The organism is Sphingomonas echinoides ATCC 14820 (assembly GCF_000241465.1).
Taxonomy (GTDB): domain Bacteria; phylum Pseudomonadota; class Alphaproteobacteria; order Sphingomonadales; family Sphingomonadaceae; genus Sphingomonas; species Sphingomonas echinoides.
Genome location: NZ_JH584235.1, coordinates 3,375,326 through 3,393,763, shown reverse-complemented (window position 1 = coordinate 3,393,763; position 18,438 = coordinate 3,375,326). Strand labels below are relative to the sequence as shown.

Below are 18,438 nucleotides of genomic sequence, written 5' to 3'. Positions count from 1 at the left end.
GCGATCGCACCGAACGCGCCTGGATCATGCCGCCGCTCAGGCGATGCGGCAAGCGCTCACTCTTTATCGGCCTCGGCGGGATGGTGCGGCAGGCGGCGCTGGCCACCACGACCGAACACGGCGTCCCAGGCTTGCTGATATGCGAGGTTACGCTGCCTGCGCTTACCCCGCCGGACGGCGGCGCGACGCTGCTTGAGCAGCTGCAGCACTTCCCAAACCGCAAACGCGATTACACAGGCGATTATACCAATAAAGATAGCCATATTCACGCCTTTACCGACTCACACGCAACACGTCGCAGCGCAGCATTTAGCGAAAATTAAGGTTTCGGTCTCGTAAAGATTGACCGTGGTATAGACCATTACGGGACACACGCCCCTCGGCATTACCCGAAATGAAAAGAGGCTGCCGGGGGCCTCACGGCACCCCGGCAACCTCCTGACATGGTCAGCGGCCGGAAGCTCCAGCTTGGGAGACCATGCGGACCGCATCAGCTTCGACGGGGGATGGCGTTGTCTGGGGGAAAATACCCCCCGCCCCTGCCGTCAACGGGTTTCCCCGAAAAGCTTAGCGGTGCGTCCCCCGAACGAACTGAACCGACCCCATTGCTGAACCATGAGACATCGGATCACCTCCTTTCGCTAGTTAAAACAGCGTGACCAGGACTGGTCACGACTCGTGTTTGAATCATATAAATTTGCGAAACAAGTCTTGTAATGTTCCGCGATTTCGACGATTCTCTTTCGCCTGCCTGAAGCGCGCCAAATGCGCGTTCAACGGCGATCGAAACCGCTGCTCAGCGGCGGCAATCCTCGACTACACGGCCAATTTCAGCCCAGGCGGGCACCACCAACGTCGTCGCACCGGCTTGCTCGACGAGGAAACGACCGCGGCTGAACGCCATCGCGTCGAGCAGCGGGTCGCGGGGTTCCAGCGCGACCGTCGCCTGCGCGGCATCGGCAGCGCGCGCGGTCAGCGTCCGTGCAAGGCTGGTGGTCCGCACCAGCAGCGGTGCGGCGCTTGCGCCCGGGCGCGACAGCGACACGATATTGGCCCCGCGATCACAGCGCAGCGTCAGCAACGCACTCCCCCCGGATCGCCCAAAGGCCGCCACCGAACCGGTGGCATCGGTGCGATAGCTCCAATCGCCGGGCGTCACCGCCCAATCGCGCCAGTCAAGCGATTGCGGCACGGCCGGGGACGGCGGCAAAGGCACCGGACGCGGCACCACCACCGGCGGCGGCGGCGGCGATGCAGGCGGGCTGACGCAGCCACTCACCACCAGCGCGATAGCAAGAACAGCGGAGCGAACGAAAAATTTGCGCATGCCGCGCTGTATGCGCGAAGCCACCGCTGCGCTCAACCGCCGGTCTTGCACCCCGTCGTGATTTCGCCTCTGGTGCCCGGCAGGGAGAGACGCATGGCACTTGAAGCGAAGCGACTGCGCGCCATCATCGGCGGATCGGCTGGCAATCTGGTCGAATGGTATGATTGGTATGCGTATTCCGCGCTGTCGCTGTATTTCTCGGCCTCTTTCTTTCCCAAGGGCGATCCCACCGCACAATTGCTGAACACCTCGGCGGTATTTGCCGTCGGCTTTTTCATGCGACCGATCGGTGCCTATGTGATGGGCCGTTATGCCGATCGGCACGGGCGCAAGGCCGGACTGGCGGTGTCGGTCGCGTTGATGTGCGCGGGTTCGCTGATGATCGCCTTTACCCCGACTTATGCCACGATCGGCCTGGCCGCACCGATCCTGCTGCTGGTCGCGCGACTACTGCAAGGCCTGTCGGTCGGCGGCGAATATGGCGCGAGCGCGACCTATCTTTCCGAAATGGCGACGCGGCGGCACCGCGGTTTCTGGTCGAGCTTCCAATATGTCACGCTGATCGGCGGGATGCTGAGCGCGCTCGCGGTGACATTGCTGCTGCAGGCCGTCTTTACGAAAGCGCAGATGGATAGCTTCGGCTGGCGCATCGCCTTTGTGCTGGCCGCAGTGCTGGCGCTGGGCGTTTATCTGCTGCGGCGTGGGCTGGCGGAAACCGCGTCCTTCCAGGCACTGTCGGCGGATCGCCCTGCCTCGGGCATGGCGGCCCTGTGGCGCGCGCATCCGCGCGAGTTCCTGCTGGTCGGCGCGATCACCGCCGGCGGCAGCTTGGCTTTCTATGCCTACACCACCTACATGCAGAAGTTCCTCGCCAACACGGTTGGCTTTTCGGTGCAGAGCGCAACCGCGATCATGACCGCCGCCTTGGTGGTGTTCATGCTGGTGCAGCCGCTGTTCGGGGCGCTGGCCGATCGCGTCGGGCGCAAGCCGATGCTGCTGCTGTTCGGTATTGGCGGCGCGATCGTCTCGGTGCCGGTGTTCAGCGCATTGGAAAGCGTGCGCACGCCGGGTGCGGCCTTCGCGATCGTGCTGGTGCCGCTGTTGCTGCTCGCCGCCTATACCTCGATCAGCGCGCTGGTGAAGGCCGAGCTGTTCCCCGCGCACATCCGCGCGCTCGGCGTCGCCTTTCCCTATGCGATCGGCAATGCGGCGTTCGGCGGCACCGCCGAATATGTCGCGCTGAGCCTGAAGGGCTGGCATATCGAGAGCGCCTTCTATTGGTATGTCAGCGCGATGCTGGCACTGACCAGCGTGTGTTTCTGGCTGCTACCCGAAACACGGGCGGCGAGCCTGATCGTGGAGGATTGAGGGAACTCTCAGGGCCATTGCGCCGTTTCGGTTGCGCATCAAAGGAACCACCATGTCCCAGACCGAGCCCACGCAATTGCTGCTGCAATCGAACAAGACCGACACGATGCAGGTGCGGAGCCGCGATGGCGACAAGATCGGCAGCGTCTATGCGATGATGGTCAACAAGCGCACCGGGCATACGCTGTATGCCGTGCTGACGATCGGTGGCTTCCTCGGCATGGGGCGCGCTTATTATCCGCTGCCCTTTTCGCTGCTGCAGTTCGACCCGGTCAACGACACCTATATCGTGACGATCGACCGCCGCGTGCTGGAAGGCGGCCCGAGCTGGGCCGCCAACCCGCCCGAATTCGACCAGGCCTATGCCGATCGGGTGTCGAAATATTATGATGTGGCGGGCGAGGATCTGTCGCTGGGTTAAGCGGCGCGCGGGACGATGCGGTCGAGCGCGCCGTTAAGCGCGCGCTTGGCCTCGACGATTTCGTAACGGTCCTGCAGGCGCAGAAAAAAGCCTTCGGACATACCGAAATAGCGCGCGAAGCGCAGGTCGAGTTCTGCATCGACCGGACGCGAGCCTTCAATAACCTCGGCAATCCGCTCCGGTGCCACCCCGATATCCCCAGCAAGCTGCTCAACGCTCAGCGCTTCCGGTTCGAGAAACTCGGTGACCAGCATTTGCCCGGCATGCTCATTGTCGAGCCAGTCGGGATTAGTGATAGTCTGTAATTTCGACGTCATAGGCGTCTCCGTCCTTCCAGACGAAGCATATACGCCATTGGTCATTAATTGAAATGCTGTGCTGGCCCGCGCGATCGTCCTTCAGCGCGTGGAGCCGATTGCCGGGCAGGTTGCCGAGCTCCTCAAGCGAGAGGGCGGCGTCGAGCAACGTAAGGCGCCTCATCGCTCGCTGCTGAATATCGGGCGGCAGCTTTCGACTGCGGTCGCGCTTCCAGATGCGTTCGGTTTCGGTGTCGGCGAAGGAGCGGATCATTGTTAAGTCCCCGAAATGATCCCACTTCTCCTGTCCTTCACATTGTTTGTCACGCCCGGAAAATTCAAAAATTTGACATCAAACTGATTGACTTTCTGCCTCACCGCGCCCGCCGCGAACTCCCCGCCATTCCCGCGCGCATCTTCTGGCTCTTGCCATAGCGCGTCTTGCGCGTGCCCGGCTTGCCCTCGTTGGAACGACCCATCACCGGGACTTTCTGCTGGTCGACCGGCAGGCCCAGTTCTTCCTGCTCCAGCTGCCGGATCTCGTCGCGCAGGCGCCCGGCGGTTTCGAATTCCAGATCCGCGGCTGCTGCGCGCATCTTCTTTTCGAGGTCCTCGATGTATGCGCGCAGATTGTGGCCGACCATGTGCGGGCGATCCTCATCGATTTCGACCGTCACCTGGTCGCGTTGCGACACGTCCTGGATGATGTCGCCGATGTTGCGCTTGATCGTCGTCGGCGTGATGCCGTGCGCCTCGTTATAGGCGCGCTGCTTTTCGCGGCGGCGGTTGGTTTCGTTCATCGCGCGCTCCATCGAGCCCGTGATGCGATCGGCATAGAGGATCACGCGCCCGTCGACGTTGCGCGCCGCGCGGCCAATCGTCTGGATCAGCGAGGTTTCCGAGCGGAGGAAGCCTTCCTTGTCGGCATCGAGGATCGCGACCAGCCCGCATTCGGGAATGTCCAATCCCTCGCGCAGCAAGTTGATGCCGATCAGCACATCATACACGCCGAGCCGCAAATCGCGGATCAGTTCGATACGCTCCAGCGTTTCGACATCGCTGTGCATATAGCGGACGCGGACGCCCGCCTCGTGCATGAACTCGGTCAGATCCTCGGCCATGCGCTTGGTCAGCGTCGTCACCAGCGTGCGATAGCCCGCCTCGGCGGTCTTCTTCGCTTCGACGATCAGATCCTGCACTTGCTCCTCGACCGGCTTGATCTCGATCGGCGGGTCGATCAGCCCGGTCGGACGGATCACCTGTTCGGCGAACACGCCGCCAGTTCGCTCCATCTCCCAGGCACCCGGCGTCGCCGAGACATAGGTCGTCTGCGGGCGCATCGCGTCCCATTCGTTGAAGCGCAGCGGGCGGTTGTCGATCGCGCTGGGCAAGCGGAAGCCATATTCGGCGAGCGTCAGCTTGCGGCGGTGATCGCCGCGCGACATGCCGTTGATCTGGCCGATTGTCTGGTGGCTCTCATCGACGAACAGCAATGCATTTTCAGGCAGATATTCGAACAAAGTGGGCGGCGGCTCGCCCGGCATGCGGCCGGTGAGGAAGCGCGAGTAATTCTCGATGCCGGCACAACTGCCGGTCGCGGCGATCATCTCCAGGTCGAAATTGGTGCGCTGCTCGAGTCGCTGCGCCTCTAACAATTTGCCCTCGGGCACCAGTTCCTTGAGCCGCTCCTGCAGCTCGAACTTGATCGCCTCCATCGCTTGCTTGAGCGTCGGCCCCGGCGTCACATAATGCGAATTGGCGTAGATGCGGATCGTTTCGAGGCTCGCCACCTTCTTGCCGGTCAGCGGATCGAACTCGACGATATCCTCAATCTCATCGCCGAAGAAGGACACGCGCCAGGCGGTGTCGTCATAATGCGACGGGAACACCTCCAGCGCATCGCCGCGCACGCGGAAATTGCCGCGCTGAAAGGCGGCATCGTTGCGTTTATACTGCAGCGCGACGAGCTTGCGCACGATCTCGCGCTGGTCGACGGTCTGGCCCTTTTTGAGGTCGAAGATCATCGCCGAATAGGTTTCGACCGAACCGATGCCGTACAGGCACGACACCGAGGCGACGATGATGACATCGTCGCGTTCGAGCAGCGAACGGGTGGCGGCGTGGCGCATCCGGTCGATCGCCTCGTTGGTCGAGCTTTCCTTTTCGATGTACGTGTCCGAGCGCGCGACATAGGCTTCGGGCTGATAATAATCGTAATAACTGACGAAATATTCGACGGCGTTCTCCGGGAAGAACGACTTCATCTCGCCATAAAGCTGCGCCGCCAGGATCTTGTTGGGCGCGAGGATCAAAGCGGGGCGCTGCACCGCCTCGATCACCTTGGCCATGGTGAAGGTCTTGCCCGAGCCCGTCACGCCGAGCAGCACCTGGTCGCGCTCGCCCGCTTCCGTCTGCGCCACCAACTCAGCGATCGCGGTCGGCTGGTCGCCCGCCGCCTGATATTCGGAGACGAGCTTGAACGGCTTGCCCCCTTCCGCCTTGGGCGGGCGCGCCGGGCGATGCGGGACGAAGCTGACGCCGGTTTCAGGTTCGTCGAGCGTGGTGCGAATCTGGATTGCCATAGCTCGTCAATATGGGAAGGATTGCGCCACACACAATCACACACCGGCGCCCGCAGCGCACATCCCCGGGGGACTCTTTCCACATGACTTTGCGTATCATGGCGCTGCTCGCGCTGCCGCTCGCCGCGAGCGCCTGTTCCCCCGACGCGCCGGTCAAGCGCCAGCCGGGCAGTTGGTCGCAGAAGATCGAGATCGTGAAGTTCGAAGGCAAAGGCGCGACGCCCGAAACCAAGACGCAGATGCAGAAGATGTTCGATGCGATGAGCACCATGTCGGTGTGCCTGACGCCGGGCGCGGCCGCGAAGGAAGACATGGGCAAGGCGATGGAACAGATGTCCGCGCGCGGCCAGAATTGCACCTTCGCCAAGAAGGACGTGACCGGGGCCAGCATCGCGATCGACGCGACCTGCAAGCAGCCCAATGGCGGCACCGTCAAGATGACGATGACCGGCACCAACTCGGCGACGGCACAGGACATGACAATGAAGACCCAAGGCTTCGCCGCCAATGGGACGCAGGAAGGCACGATGGAAATGCACGTCAAATCGACGCGCAACGGCGAATGCAAGCCGACCGACGTCACCCCGCCCGAGCCCCCCGCGACCGGCCCGGCCCCGGTGGCACCGGCCAAGCCGTAAACGCGAAGGGACGCACCGGACGCGATCCGGTGCGTCTTCTCGCCCCTTAAAGCGGGCGAGTGGGATATGGGATCGGCGGATAGATCACTGGCTTGTCGCCATAGCGAGCGTGGAGAGCCACGTCTCGACGCTCGTCTTCATAGTCATCGGGGTTCAGCTCGTCCGGGAACTTGAACACTGCGTTGAATTTCGTCCCGAGCACCTCATACTCGATCACTTCCCAGCGCTTGCTCGGCTCTTCCGTTTCCCACGCCTCGACGAGCAAATCGATCAACGCGCGACTTGGGTCGAAATAGCGGACGTGGTTTCCTTCGTCCTTAAAGACTCCGGCACCGACCACACCCTCCTGCAGCTCGGCGTAGAGATAGGTTTTATCGGGGTCGCCACCGACAATCCGGCCCAATTCGTGGCCGATGTGTTCGAAAATCGGGCCAAGCTTTTCGAATTTCTCCGCCATCCTATCGGCCCTTTTTTGCGATTAGCGAATGTTGTGAAGCGGCGCTCACGCCACCCGCCGATATGCCACGCGCCACATCGTCCAGCCGATCAATGCTGCTACCAGCGCCAGAATCAGGCTCGTCGCGAGCGCGCTGATCCAGCGGAACAGCAGGGTCTGCGTGTCGGTGACCGGCATCGCGAACAGGCCGAAGCCATAGGTCTGCCCGCCGAGGAACAGCGCGAATCCGGCCAGCGCGCCGACCAGAATCGCCATCCACGGTCCGCGTTGGCCAAAAGCGTGGCATAGAAGCCAGACCGGGCCGCCGATCGCCACCGCCGCCATCGCCGTAATCACCGCACCGACCACAAATCCTGCCAGCAGCTCAAGCGGTGCGGCACCGCTGCCGATCACCACCAGCACGGTTGCGAAGACACCACCGACCAGCCCGCCAGCGGCCAGCGCCAGCCCGGCCCGGTCCAGCGTCGCTTCGTAGCGGTACACACTCCCCTTCGACGCCACGTCCCGATTCTCCCCGGGGCGGGGTCTTAGCATCGTGTGCCAGACCTCCCAAGCCGCCATTCCAACAGGGGCCGGGCACGCGCGACCGCGCCTTTTTGCCCTTATGGCAGCGCCAAGGCCGCCTTGGGGAGCAGGCGCTCCATCGCCCCGCGTTCGATCGGCGCGACGGGCCCCGGCGCGCGATAGGGCGCGACCTCGGTCGGCTGCCCCAGCGCCGCCGTACCGAAGCCGTGTACGCCCGCAACCTCTGCCACCGCCGCAAGCAGACGGGGCGGCGTGTCATAGCCTTCAAAGGACAGACGGAAGGTGCCCCAATGGATTCCGATCCCGCTTGATGCGCCAAGGCGGCGATACGCCTCGACCGCGTCGATCGGCCCGATATGGCTGCCCGCGACCATTTGCCCCGGCGCGAAACGGAACGCGCCGATCGGCAGCAGCGCAAGCCGCACCGGGCCATACGCCGCCGCCTGATTGGCCCAATTCAGGTCCCCAGGGCCGGTGTCGCCCGCGAAGAACAGATTGCCGCCGGGCAAGCGCACCACGAAACTCGACCACAAAGCGCGGTTGCGATCGGCGAACCAGCGGCTGCCCCAATGGTGGTTGCGCGTGACGACCACCTCGACGCCCGGCTTCACCGCGATCTTCCCGCCCCAGTCGAGCGCCTTGGAGGGCACGCCCACCTGGCCCATCACACTGTCATTGCCGAGGCTGGTGACGATCAGCGGACGATCGCGCTGCCACAGCCGTTTCAGCGTGGTCAGGTCCATGTGATCGTAATGATCATGGCTGACGAGCACGACGTCGATCTTGGGAAGCGCATCGAACGCGATCCCCGGCGCGGCGACGCGCGCGGGGCCGACGCCGAGCGGACCGGCGGTGCGGCTCCACACCGGATCGGTCAGGATGTTGAGCCCCTGCGTCTGCACCAGCACCGTGGCATGGCCGACCCAGGTCGCCACCATCCGTTCGCCCTCGACCCGCGCGGGCGGTGCAACCGGGTGGACGGCGACATGATCGGGCCATTTCGGTCGCCCGTCGCTATTGGTGAGATAGCGCCACAGGAAATTCCCGCGCCCACCGTTGGGCGGCGCGATATCGTCCTCGGCCCCATCGGGATTGAAGAAGCGCTCGCCTGTATAGTGCCCGGTCGGGAGGCCCGCATAATAACGCGCATCCAGAAAGCGCGGAACGATCGTGATCGCAAGGCACAGGACGATGACGATCCATAGGATCGTGATGCCCAGAAGGCGCAGAAACCGCATCACGGACTCTTGGTGGATCGCCGCGCGCGACGCAAGCCCATGTCTTTCGCAGGTTACCCACCGTGGTGACGGCAGGCGAGACGGTAACGACCGCTAGCCATTGATCGTCTCCCACAGATCGTCCCAATTGGGATTGGCTTCGGCGATCAGCCGACACTTCCAGACCCGGTTCCAGTCCTTCAATCGCTTCTCGCGGAGAATGGCATCCTCGATCCGGTCATGGCTTTCGATCAAGACCAACCGCTTGCAATCCCAACGCTTGGCAAAAGAGGAGCCCCGCCCTTCGCGATGCGCCTGGATGCGCGCCAGATCTGCGGTGACGCCGATGTACAGCACACCGAACGGCTTGTTGGTCATGATGTAGGTGTAGCCGCCCACGCCCCCTCCCGTCGCCCCGGCGCAGGCCGGGGCCGCTGGAGTGTGTAGCGCGACCAAGCGCCTGGGTCACGACACCCAATATGGCGGCCCCGGCCTCCGCCGGGGCGACGGTTAGGAGACCAGCAACCCCTCGCGCGCGATCTTTTCCTTCCACACCAACGGCGCGAGCTGGTGGACGTTGGCGCCGGTCGAATCGACCGCCACCGTCACCGGGAAATCGACCACGTCGAATTCGTAGATCGCTTCCATGCCGAGATCGGCAAAGCCGACCACCTTCGACCCCTTGATTGCGCGCGCGACGAGATAGGCCGCCCCGCCGACCGCCATCAGATAGGCGCTCTTGCCCTCGGCGATCGCCTTCGTCGCATCGGGGCCGCGCTCGGCCTTGCCGACCATCGCCAACAGGCCTTGGTCCAGCATCATGCGCGTGAACTTGTCCATCCGCGTCGCGGTGGTGGGGCCAGCCGGGCCGACCACTTCCTCGCCGACTGGATCGACCGGGCCGACATAATAGATCACGCGGCCCTTGAATTCGACCGGCAGCTCCTCGGCCGCATCGAGCATGTCCTTGATGCGCTTGTGCGCGGCATCGCGCCCGGTGAGCATCTTGCCGTTGAGCAGCAGCCGGTCACCCTGCTTCCAGCCCTGCACCACCTCGGGCGTCAGCGTATCGAGATCGACGCGGATCGCGGCGCTGTCGGGCTTCCAGTCGACCTTGGGCCATTCGTCGAGCTTGGGCGCTTCGAGGAAGGCCGGGCCGGAACCGTCGAGCACGAAATGCGCGTGGCGCGTCGCGGCGCAATTGGGGATCATCGCGACGGGCTTGCCCGCCGCATGGCACGGCGCGTCGAGAATCTTGACGTCGAGGATGGTCGACAAGCCACCCAGCCCCTGCGCGCCGATGCCGAGCGCGTTGACCTTGTCGAAAATCTCGATGCGCAAGCGTTCGATGTCGGTCTTGGCCCCACGCGCCTTCAGCGGCCCCATATCGATCGGCTCCATCAGCGCCTGCTTGGCGAGCAATACGCAATGTTCGGCGGTGCCGCCAATGCCGATGCCGAGCATCCCCGGCGGGCACCAGCCTGCCCCCATTTGCGGCAGCATCTCGATCACCCAATCAACGATCGAGTCGGACGGGTTCATCATCTTGAACTTCGACTTGTTCTCGCTGCCGCCGCCCTTGGCCGCGACATCGACCGAGACGCGCGATCCCGGCACCATGTCGACGTGCAGCACGCACGGCGTATTGTCCTTGGTGTTGCGGCGCGTGAAAGCCGGGTCGGTCAACACCGAGGCACGCAATTTGTTGTCGGGGTTCAGGTACGCCAGCCGCACGCCCTGGTCGACGACCTCCTGCAGCGATCGGCTGGTGTCGTCGAGGCGGCAGTCCATGCCCCATTTGATGAACACGTTGACGATGCCGGTATCCTGGCAGATCGGGCGGTGCCCCTCGGCGCACATCCGGCTGTTGGTCAGGATCTGCGCGATCGCATCCTTCGCGGCGGGGCCCTGCTCGGCCTCATAGGCTTCGCCCAGCGCGCGGATATAATCCATCGGGTGATAGAAAGAGATGAACTGCAGCGCGTCGGCCACGCTCTCGATCAGATCGGCTTCACGGATGATGGTGGTCATGTTGGGCTCCTGTCTTGCGCCGCGCCTTAAGCCGATGTTGCGCGCGCGCCAAGCGCAGGGTGCCCCCGATGACCCTGCCGCGGACCCTACTCATTTTGGATGAAAGGGGCTGGGTGCAAGGGTTTCGGAAAGGAAGCGCCCGCTAACCACAGGAACATGAACCTCGGGACTATCCTTACCCTGATTGCGTGCGCGTGCTTCATGGCGATCGGGCTCGCTGCAGCTGCTTATGCCTTTGTCCAACGTCAGCGTCGCGGCCTTCTCGCAGTTGTTCCGGATTCGGGAAATCATCGGGCGCACCTGCTGGTCGAGGAATTCGAAGCGCACACCAACGGGTGGTTCTGGCAAACCGACGCCGAGGGACAGGTGACCTATCTGTCCGACAAAGTGGCACGCGACCTTGACCGGCCGGACGCACCTGCGATCGGGCAAGTGCTGAACAAGCTGTTCCGCATGGATAGCGCGTCGCCCGAGACCGAACGGACGCTGGCCTTCCATCTCGCGTCCCGCACGGCCTTTTCCAATTACTCGGTCCGCCCGGCGAGCGAGGCCACAATCGACCGCTGGTGGTCGATTTCCGGGCGACCGGTCAGCGACGATAAGGGGCGTTTCCTCGGATTTGTCGGCAGCGGCAGTGATTTGACCGAACGGCGCCGCATCGACGCGGAAATCACCCGACTTGCCCTGTTCGACGGCTTGACCGGCCTGGCCAACCGCCAGCGTTTGCGGCTCTCGCTGGAACAGACGCTCAATCAACCGGGCTCCGTGCCGCGCCAGACCGCGCTGTTCCTGCTCGATCTCGACCGTTTCAAAAGCGTCAACGATACGCTGGGCCACCAGACCGGGGACGCGTTGCTCAAGAAAGTCGCCTTGCGGCTGCAACACACGATTGGCGAAACCGGCCTGGTCGGGCGGCTGGGCGGCGATGAATTCAAGGTCATCATCCCCTTCGCGCCCGAACGCGAGGCGCTGGCGGACCTCGCGCGGCGCGTGATCAGCGATCTCTCGCAACCCTATAGCATCAACGGGTCGGCGATCAGCATCGGCTGCTCAATCGGCGTGGCGATCGCCCCAAGTGACGGCAGCGATGCCGAGACACTCGTGCGCAACGCCGATCTCGCGCTCTATGCCGCCAAGGGCGAGGGGCGCGGCGTCCACCGCTTCTTCCGCAGCGAGCTGCTGGTCGGCGCGCAAAGCCGCAAGCAGCTTGAGGACGATCTGCGCGAAGCGCTCGCCGCCGACCAGTTCTTCGTCGCCTATCAACCCGTCGTCAGCACCAGGACGCAGCGCATTGTCGGCTTCGAGGCGCTGTTGCGCTGGCAGCATCCCACGCGCGGGCTGGTGAGCCCAAGCGACTTCATCCCGGTCGCCGAAGAGTGCGGGTTGATCGAAACGATCGGGGAATGGGTGTTGCGCACCGCCTGTATGGAAGCGGCGGAATGGCCGGACAGCATCCGCGTCGCGGTCAACGTTTCGCCGATCCAATTCGCCAATCCGGCTTTATCCACCATCGTCACCTCGGCGCTCGCGAAATCGGGGATCAAGCCCGACCGGCTCGAACTCGAAATCACCGAAGGCGTGTTCGTTGATGAAAGCGCCGCGACCGAGCAGATGTTCAAGGCGTTGAAGGGGTGCGGCGTGCGGCTGGCGCTCGACGATTTCGGCACCGGCTATTCGTCGCTCGGCTATTTGCGCAAGGCCCCGTTCGACAAGATCAAGATCGACCAGAGCTTCGTGCGCGGGGCGGCAATCACGGGCAATCGCAACGCCGCGATCATCAAGGCGATCGTCACGCTGGCCGACACGCTGGGCATGGAGACCACTGCCGAGGGCGTGGAAACGCAGGACGAGATCGCGCTGATCGTCGAACTCGGCTGCAGCCACATCCAGGGCTATGTCTACGGCAAGCCCGCCTGCGCCGCCGATGTGCGGGCGCATCTGGCGCTGGCGGGCGACACCGCCACCGCCAGCGGCTTCCGCAACAGCCGTTCGCCCCGAACCTCGCTGCTGCGCAAGGCGCGCATTCGATCGGGCGACGTGGTCGGCGACGTGCGCATCCGCAACATTTCCGCCAGCGGCGCGATGATCGAGGGAATCGATGTCGAGGAGGGCAGCGGCGAAATCGACGTCCAGATCGAGTTGCTGGAAGGCCAGATGCTCCCGGCGCGCTTGCGCTGGGCGGCGAACGGCAAGGCCGGCCTCGAATTTTCCGAAACCTTCAACCTTGACCGACTCGCCGACGCGACACCCGCCCTTCCGGCGCGCAAGGCGGGCTGATCGCCTGCCCTGGCGCGGCCGGAACGGCGCGGTTCGGTTCAGCCGACGCTGTTTCCCGTAGCAGCCGGAGCCGCTGCGGACGGCGGGGGTGGCGGGGCCTCGTCACCGCCCGGCGCGCGACCCTCGGGGCCACGCGGCCCGTGGCGGAAGCCCTCGGGCCCGCCCGGTCCGCCACGCGGCGGACCCAGCGGCCGCAGCGCCGTCACCTTGCCATCGGCACCGACGAGGAAGGACGCGCGGATCATGCCGTGGCGATAATGGCCCTGCACCGTCACCGTCTGGCCTGGGGCGAGCAAGCCAGTGCCATCGCCCTCGCGCCCGATCTCGACCAAGGCACGCCCGCTCCCATCGGCGAGCACCGCCATCGGGCCGAAGATTTCGGCAACGGTGCCGCGTACGCTGATCACACCGCCATCGTCGCTCAGCGTCTTGATCGCCACCGGCTTGACTGGCGCGAGTTCGACCGTCGGGCCATTCATGCACGCGACCGTCGCGCCGCCGCCGAGGCCGACGGCAAGAAAAGCGGCGGCGATCACCGCCGTGCGCAGCGGCAGTTTGCGGCGTGGGGCTCGCGGCTCCAGCGCGCTGAAATCAGGTTGCGGGGCGGGGCCTTCGATTTGGTCGGTCATTTCCGGATACTCCTGCTTGGGTTGGTGTTGCGCTTTCTAGCGCTGCGTCTCACCACCGCGCTGAACCCGCCGGTTCAGACTGGGTTTAGCGACCGGGCCTAGCCGCAGGGCAGAAGGATATGGGCATGCGCATCTTGCTGGTCGAAGACGACGCCGCACTGGCCGAGGGCATCGCCAAGGCACTGCGCGCGGAGCATTTCGCGGTCGACATCGCCGCCAATGGCGAGGATGGCGCGCATCTTGGCGACACCGGCAGCTATGACGTGGCGGTGCTCGATCTCGGCTTACCGATTAAATCGGGCATCACCGTATTGGAGGAATGGCGCGCCGCCGGACGCGCGCTGCCCGTGCTGATCCTCACCGCGCGCGATGGCTGGTCGGAAAAGGTGGCCGGCTTTCGCGCCGGGGCCGATGATTATCTGACCAAGCCGTTCCGCGTCGAGGAACTCGTCATGCGGCTGCGCGCGCTGGTACGCCGCGCGACCGGTCACGCCGCCGCGCGGATCGTGTGCGGACCCGTCACCTTCGATGCGCAGACCGGGCAAGTCGAGCTGGACGGCCTGCCCTTGCGATTGACCGCGCTCGAATGGCGCGTGCTGTCGACATTGATGCTGCGCAAGGGCGTGGTGGTCGACCGGCTCGACTTGCTCGACCATGTCTATGAAGGCGATGCCGATCCCGATTCCAACTCGCTCGAGGTGATCGTCGGCCGTCTGCGCAAGAAGATCGGGGCCGCGCTGATCGAAACCGTGCGCGGGCGGGGATATCGGGTGGTGGAGGGATGAGGCTTCCTCCCGCCCCGTTCTTTTACGCTTCCCCGGCGAAGGCCGCGGCCCAGTCGCAACCGGCCAATAGCCGAGCGCAGCACCCGCCTTTTATGCGCTCGCAACTGGGCCCCGGCCTTCGCCGGGGAAGGATAAAGGCTTGGTAATGCGAACCCTCCTCCCCCGCTCGCTCTACGGCCGCTTGCTGGTCACCGCCCTGCTCGCCACGCTTGCCGCGCTGGCCTTTGCCGCCTTTGCCATCGGGACCGTGCTCGATCGCTTCGTGATGCACGGGCTTGACCAACGCCTCGACGCGCAAATCGCGGTGCTGGCGCAGGCGATACGGCCCGACGGCTCGGTCGAGCGTGGCCGCCTGGTGCTGGCCGCGCCCTATGACGACCCGCACGGCGGCTGGGGCTGGCGGATCGATGCGCAGGGCAAGACCATCGCCTCCCCTGCTCCGCCCGATCTCGACGCGATGCACCCGCCCCCCGGTCCACGCTTTGACCCGCCCGCCTTGGCCGAGCGGCGCGATGCCCACGTCCGTGCGCTCGACTGGCGCGATCGCCACGGGCCGCGCCACGCGCGCAGTCTTACGCTGGCCACGCCCGGCGGGCCGGTGCGCATCACCGCCTCTGCCCCGCGCGCGATCGTCGATCGTCCCTTGCGTGCGGCGATGGTGCCGTTGCTCGGGTCGCTGCTGCTGCTCGGTGGCGCGCTCGCGGTCGCCACGCTGGTTCAGCTCCGCATCGGCCTGCGCCCGCTCGCCAAGATGCGCGAGAGCCTCGCCGCGATCCGCAGCGGTGCCGCAACCGCTCTGCCCGACACGCAGCCGACCGAGCTCGCGCCGCTCGCCCACGAGATCAACGCGCTGCTCGCCGAAAATGCCGCCGCGCTCGCCAATGCGCGCGGCCATGTCGCCAACCTCGCGCACGGGCTGAAGACGCCGCTCGCCACGCTCGCGCTCGCGCTGCCGCCGCATGACCCCGATGGCGCACTGCGCGCGCAAGTCGCCCGCATCGATCGCGCGGTCCGCCACCATCTCGGTCGCGCGCGCGCTGCGACCCCCGGCGGGGCGATGCGGGTGGCGACCTCACTCGCTCCGGTACTGGCCGATCTGGCCGACGCGCTGGCGCGCATTCATGCCGATCGGCCAGTCACGGCGGCTGTTACGATCGACCCGGCCTTGACCGTCGCGGTCGATCGCCAGGATCTGGACGAGCTGCTCGGCAATTTGCTCGACAATGGCTGGCGCTGGGCGGCCGGCCGCATCGCGGTCACCGCCGCGCGCACCGCTGAGGGCCGATTCGTACGGCTGAGCGTAGAGGATGATGGCGCGGGCATCCCGCCGGAAGCCCGCGCCGCCGCGCTCGCGGCGGGCCAACGCCTCGACGAACGCGGCGACGGCCACGGCTTTGGCCTTTCGATCGCGAGCGAACTGGCCATGCTCTATGGCGGAACGCTGACACTCGAATCGGCATCGCTCGGTGGCCTCGCCGCGATCGTTACGCTGCCGACGGCACCATCCGCCAACGTCTGAAAAAATTGTCACGTTCCCGCTTCGGTCTCTTGCCTTTCGGCAAGGCCAGCTTTGACCGCGCGTCGCGCGGTAGGACCGGAACGGCCCTGCTGCGAACCGACTCAAAATAGCGACGAACGGAGTCTTTAATTCGTCATTTACGGTATTGCGTGCTCGCGTGATCCGGCACAATCTGTAGGGGTTGAGTTCGGGGGCGAACCCAAGAGCTGGTAGAATACAAGCCGCAACCCCATATTGCGGAGACGGCCCGACCCGTGTTGCACGCATGGCACAGGTCTACTTTTGTTCTCGCAGGTCGCCCGCGACATGGTAGTATTGGGGTTCGCCCGCCGATTCGAACGGATCGGGAACGCGGCTGACCCTGATCGCAGAGTTTTGAACGAGTTGGCAGGGACGCGGCAGATGGATTTTCGGAATACCGGGGAAGCGAGTACGGACATGGCTACGGACGCAATTGAGGCACTGGCAAGCGCTCCAGTCGAAGACACCAGCGGCGCCCAGCGCAAGCTCTCCGCGCGCGGTGATTCCAAGGAAGTGAAGGCGCAGCTCTATCCGGTCGAGGTCGACCATTCGCGCGACGCATTGCTCACCGATTTCGGCAAGGACACGCTGCGCGACCGCTATCTGCTGCCCGGCGAAAATTTCCAGGATCTGTTCGTGCGCGTGGCCTCGGCTTATGCCGATGACGCCGCCCATGCCCAGCGCCTGTACGGCTATATCTCGCGGCTGTGGTTCATGCCGGCGACCCCGGTTCTGTCCAATGGCGGCACCGGGCGCGGCTTGCCGATCTCGTGCTTCCTCAATTCGGTGCCCGACAGCCTGGGCGGCATCGTCGACACCTGGAACGAGAATGTCTGGCTGGCGTCGCGCGGCGGCGGCATCGGCACCTATTGGGGCAATGTCCGCGGCATTGGCGAGCCGGTCGGCCTCAACGGCAAGACCAGCGGCATCATTCCGTTCGTGCGCGTGATGGATTCGCTGACGCTCGCCATCAGCCAAGGCTCGCTGCGCCGTGGCTCGGCCGCCTGCTATCTCGACGTGTCGCATCCCGAGATCGAGGAATTCCTCGAAATCCGCAAACCCTCGGGCGATTTCAACCGCAAGGCGCTCAACCTGCACCACGGCGTGCTGATCACCGACGCGTTCATGGAAGCGGTGCGCAGCGGCAGCGAATGGACGCTGACCAGCCCCAAGGATGGCTCGGCGCGCGCCACCGTCGATGCGCGCAGCCTGTTCCAGAAGCTGGTCGAAACCCGCCTTGCCACCGGCGAGCCGTACATCGTCTTCGCTGACCATGTGAACAAGGGCATGCCCAAGCATCACCGCGACCTCGGGCTCAAGGTCTCGACCTCGAACCTGTGCAGCGAAATCACGCTGCCGACGGGCAAGGATCATCTTGGTCACGAACGCACCGCTGTGTGCTGCCTGTCGTCGCTCAACCTGGAAACCTGGGACCAGTGGAAGGACGAGAAGGGCTTTATCGAGGACGTGATGCGCTTCCTCGACAACGTCCTGCAGGATTTCATCGACCGTGCCGAGCCGGGCATGGAGCGCGCGGCCTATTCGGCGATGCGCGAGCGCTCGGTCGGCCTGGGCGTGATGGGCTTCCACTCCTTCCTGCAGGCGCGCGGGCTGCCGTTCGAAGGCGCGATGGCCAAATCGTGGAACCTGCGCATGTTCAAGCACATCAAGGCGCAGGTCGACGAAGCCTCGATGCATTTGGCGACCGAGCGCGGGCCCTGCCCCGACGCCGCCGACATGGGCGTGATGGAGCGTTTCAGCTGCAAGATGGCGATCGCGCCGACCGCGTCGATCAGCATCATTTGCGGCGGTACGTCGGCGTGCATCGAGCCGATCCCCGCCAATATCTACACCCACAAGACGCTGTCGGGCTCCTTCTCGATCAAGAACCCCTATCTCGAAAAGCTGCTCAACGAGAAATCGAAGAACAGCGATGCGGTGTGGAATTCGATCCTCGAGCAAGGCGGATCGGTGCAACATCTCGACTTCCTCGACCAGGAGGAGAAGGATTGCTTCAAGACCAGCTTCGAGATCGACCAGCGCTGGCTGATCGAGCTGCAGGCCGATCGCACGCCGTTCATTGACCAGTCGACCAGCCTCAACCTGTTCATCCCGGCCGATGTCGAGAAGTGGGATCTGCTGATGCTGCACTTCCGCGCGTGGGAATTGGGCATCAAGTCGCTTTACTATCTCCGCTCCAAATCGGTGCAGCGCGCCGGTTTCGCGGGCGGGGTCGAGGCCGACAACACGATCGAAAAGCCGCAATATGAATTTGCGACGACCGATTACGATGAATGCCTGGCGTGCCAGTGAGGTGTCTCGCGTAAATCCCCCTCACCCTTCCG

Annotated in this window: 18 protein-coding genes; 8 read left to right on the top strand and 10 right to left on the bottom strand. The window is 64.6% G+C overall.

What is annotated here, in order from left to right; all coding sequences use genetic code 11:
• Positions 1–26 precede the first annotated feature (26 nt).
• Complete coding sequence (locus ON00_RS15780; protein ID WP_010407445.1) at positions 27–323, top strand: hypothetical protein; 297 nt, start codon at positions 27–29, stop codon at positions 321–323.
• 473 nt (positions 324–796) lie between these two features.
• Here the strand turns inward: ON00_RS15780 and ON00_RS15775 are convergent, their stop codons facing one another.
• Positions 797–1,327: a hypothetical protein gene (locus ON00_RS15775; RefSeq protein WP_010407444.1), complete on the bottom strand. Its 531-nt coding sequence runs from the start codon at positions 1,325–1,327 to the stop codon at positions 797–799.
• A 93-nt stretch (positions 1,328–1,420) separates the two neighbouring features.
• Here ON00_RS15775 and ON00_RS15770 point away from each other — a divergent pair, with 93 nt between their 5' ends.
• Positions 1,421–2,695 carry an MFS transporter gene (locus ON00_RS15770; protein WP_010407443.1) on the top strand — a complete coding sequence of 425 codons (1,275 nt, stop codon included), beginning with the start codon at positions 1,421–1,423 and terminating at the stop codon, positions 2,693–2,695.
• A gap of 52 nt (positions 2,696–2,747) precedes the next feature.
• Positions 2,748–3,116 carry a PRC-barrel domain-containing protein gene (locus ON00_RS15765; protein ID WP_010407442.1) on the top strand — a complete coding sequence of 123 codons (369 nt, stop codon included), beginning with the start codon at positions 2,748–2,750 and terminating at the stop codon, positions 3,114–3,116.
• Here ON00_RS15765 and ON00_RS15760 read toward each other — a convergent pair.
• The 3 genes from ON00_RS15760 to uvrB form a co-directional block, all read right to left on the bottom strand.
• The gene (locus ON00_RS15760) at positions 3,113–3,433 is read right to left on the bottom strand and encodes a HigA family addiction module antitoxin (RefSeq protein WP_029622987.1); all 321 of its coding nucleotides are present in this window, start codon (positions 3,431–3,433) and stop codon (positions 3,113–3,115) included. The two genes, ON00_RS15765 and ON00_RS15760, sit on opposite strands and share 4 nt — an antisense overlap.
• Positions 3,405–3,686, bottom strand: coding sequence for a type II toxin-antitoxin system RelE/ParE family toxin (locus ON00_RS15755; protein ID WP_010407440.1), 282 nt, complete (start codon positions 3,684–3,686; stop codon positions 3,405–3,407). The genes ON00_RS15760 and ON00_RS15755 overlap by 29 nt, the downstream gene beginning before the upstream one ends.
• Before the next feature lie 100 nt (positions 3,687–3,786).
• Positions 3,787–5,994 carry an excinuclease ABC subunit UvrB gene (gene uvrB / locus ON00_RS15750; protein ID WP_010407439.1) on the bottom strand — a complete coding sequence of 736 codons (2,208 nt, stop codon included), beginning with the start codon at positions 5,992–5,994 and terminating at the stop codon, positions 3,787–3,789.
• Between the two features lie 83 nt (positions 5,995–6,077).
• Between uvrB and ON00_RS15745 the strand changes: the two genes are divergently transcribed.
• Positions 6,078–6,632 carry a DUF3617 domain-containing protein gene (locus ON00_RS15745; protein WP_010407438.1) on the top strand — a complete coding sequence of 185 codons (555 nt, stop codon included), beginning with the start codon at positions 6,078–6,080 and terminating at the stop codon, positions 6,630–6,632.
• Between the two features lie 46 nt (positions 6,633–6,678).
• Here ON00_RS15745 and ON00_RS15740 read toward each other — a convergent pair whose 3' ends face one another.
• The 5 genes from ON00_RS15740 to ON00_RS15720 all read right to left on the bottom strand — a co-directional run bounded on the left by ON00_RS15740 (position 6,679) and on the right by ON00_RS15720 (position 10,862).
• The gene (locus tag ON00_RS15740) at positions 6,679–7,089 is read right to left on the bottom strand and encodes a hypothetical protein (protein WP_010407429.1); all 411 of its coding nucleotides are present in this window, start codon (positions 7,087–7,089) and stop codon (positions 6,679–6,681) included.
• 45 nt (positions 7,090–7,134) lie between these two features.
• Positions 7,135–7,590, bottom strand: a complete 456-nt coding sequence (locus ON00_RS15735) for a cytochrome c oxidase subunit II (RefSeq protein ID WP_010407426.1) — start codon at positions 7,588–7,590, stop codon at positions 7,135–7,137.
• A 101-nt stretch (positions 7,591–7,691) separates the two neighbouring features.
• Positions 7,692–8,852, bottom strand: a complete 1,161-nt coding sequence (locus tag ON00_RS15730) for an MBL fold metallo-hydrolase (RefSeq protein ID WP_010407424.1) — start codon at positions 8,850–8,852, stop codon at positions 7,692–7,694.
• 93 nt (positions 8,853–8,945) lie between these two features.
• Positions 8,946–9,230, bottom strand: a complete 285-nt coding sequence (locus ON00_RS15725; RefSeq protein WP_010407422.1) for a GIY-YIG nuclease family protein — start codon at positions 9,228–9,230, stop codon at positions 8,946–8,948.
• A gap of 111 nt (positions 9,231–9,341) precedes the next feature.
• Positions 9,342–10,862, bottom strand: a complete 1,521-nt coding sequence (locus ON00_RS15720; protein WP_010407419.1) for a fumarate hydratase — start codon at positions 10,860–10,862, stop codon at positions 9,342–9,344.
• Between the two features lie 156 nt (positions 10,863–11,018).
• Here ON00_RS15720 and ON00_RS15715 point away from each other — a divergent pair, with 156 nt between their 5' ends.
• Positions 11,019–13,139, top strand: a complete 2,121-nt coding sequence (locus ON00_RS15715; protein WP_010407417.1) for an EAL domain-containing protein — start codon at positions 11,019–11,021, stop codon at positions 13,137–13,139.
• 38 nt (positions 13,140–13,177) lie between these two features.
• On the opposite strand, the gene ON00_RS15710 is transcribed toward ON00_RS15715, so the two are convergent.
• Entirely contained in the window at positions 13,178–13,768 is a 591-nt protein-coding gene (locus ON00_RS15710) for a hypothetical protein (protein WP_010407415.1), read from the bottom strand.
• Between the two features lie 125 nt (positions 13,769–13,893).
• Between ON00_RS15710 and ON00_RS15705 the strand changes: the two genes are divergently transcribed.
• The 3 genes from ON00_RS15705 (at position 13,894) to ON00_RS15695 (ending at position 18,406) form a co-directional block, all read left to right on the top strand.
• Positions 13,894–14,553, top strand: a complete 660-nt coding sequence (locus tag ON00_RS15705; RefSeq protein WP_029622985.1) for a response regulator — start codon at positions 13,894–13,896, stop codon at positions 14,551–14,553.
• A gap of 145 nt (positions 14,554–14,698) precedes the next feature.
• Entirely contained in the window at positions 14,699–16,072 is a 1,374-nt protein-coding gene (locus tag ON00_RS15700) for a sensor histidine kinase (RefSeq protein WP_010407411.1), read from the top strand.
• A 402-nt stretch (positions 16,073–16,474) separates the two neighbouring features.
• The gene (locus ON00_RS15695; RefSeq protein WP_029622984.1) at positions 16,475–18,406 is read left to right on the top strand and encodes a ribonucleoside-diphosphate reductase subunit alpha; all 1,932 of its coding nucleotides are present in this window, start codon (positions 16,475–16,477) and stop codon (positions 18,404–18,406) included.
• The last annotated feature ends 32 nt before the right edge of the window (positions 18,407–18,438 follow it).

Bases quoted from the DNA above. Each gene is read 5' to 3' on its own strand.
- ON00_RS15780 (WP_010407445.1), top strand. From the start codon at position 27: ATGCCGCCGCTCAGGCGATGCGGCAAGCGCTCACTCTTTATCGGCCTC.
- ON00_RS15775 (WP_010407444.1), bottom strand. From the start codon at position 1,327: ATGCGCAAATTTTTCGTTCGCTCCGCTGTTCTTGCTATCGCGCTGGTG.
- ON00_RS15770 (WP_010407443.1), top strand. From the start codon at position 1,421: ATGGCACTTGAAGCGAAGCGACTGCGCGCCATCATCGGCGGATCGGCT.
- ON00_RS15765 (WP_010407442.1), top strand. From the start codon at position 2,748: ATGTCCCAGACCGAGCCCACGCAATTGCTGCTGCAATCGAACAAGACC.
- ON00_RS15760 (WP_029622987.1), bottom strand. From the start codon at position 3,433: ATGACGTCGAAATTACAGACTATCACTAATCCCGACTGGCTCGACAAT.
- ON00_RS15755 (WP_010407440.1), bottom strand. From the start codon at position 3,686: ATGATCCGCTCCTTCGCCGACACCGAAACCGAACGCATCTGGAAGCGC.
- uvrB (WP_010407439.1), bottom strand. From the start codon at position 5,994: ATGGCAATCCAGATTCGCACCACGCTCGACGAACCTGAAACCGGCGTC.
- ON00_RS15745 (WP_010407438.1), top strand. From the start codon at position 6,078: ATGACTTTGCGTATCATGGCGCTGCTCGCGCTGCCGCTCGCCGCGAGC.
- ON00_RS15740 (WP_010407429.1), bottom strand. From the start codon at position 7,089: ATGGCGGAGAAATTCGAAAAGCTTGGCCCGATTTTCGAACACATCGGC.
- ON00_RS15730 (WP_010407424.1), bottom strand. From the start codon at position 8,852: ATGCGGTTTCTGCGCCTTCTGGGCATCACGATCCTATGGATCGTCATC.
- ON00_RS15720 (WP_010407419.1), bottom strand. From the start codon at position 10,862: ATGACCACCATCATCCGTGAAGCCGATCTGATCGAGAGCGTGGCCGAC.
- ON00_RS15715 (WP_010407417.1), top strand. From the start codon at position 11,019: ATGAACCTCGGGACTATCCTTACCCTGATTGCGTGCGCGTGCTTCATG.
- ON00_RS15710 (WP_010407415.1), bottom strand. From the start codon at position 13,768: ATGACCGACCAAATCGAAGGCCCCGCCCCGCAACCTGATTTCAGCGCG.
- ON00_RS15705 (WP_029622985.1), top strand. From the start codon at position 13,894: ATGCGCATCTTGCTGGTCGAAGACGACGCCGCACTGGCCGAGGGCATC.
- ON00_RS15700 (WP_010407411.1), top strand. From the start codon at position 14,699: ATGCGAACCCTCCTCCCCCGCTCGCTCTACGGCCGCTTGCTGGTCACC.
- ON00_RS15695 (WP_029622984.1), top strand. From the start codon at position 16,475: ATGGATTTTCGGAATACCGGGGAAGCGAGTACGGACATGGCTACGGAC.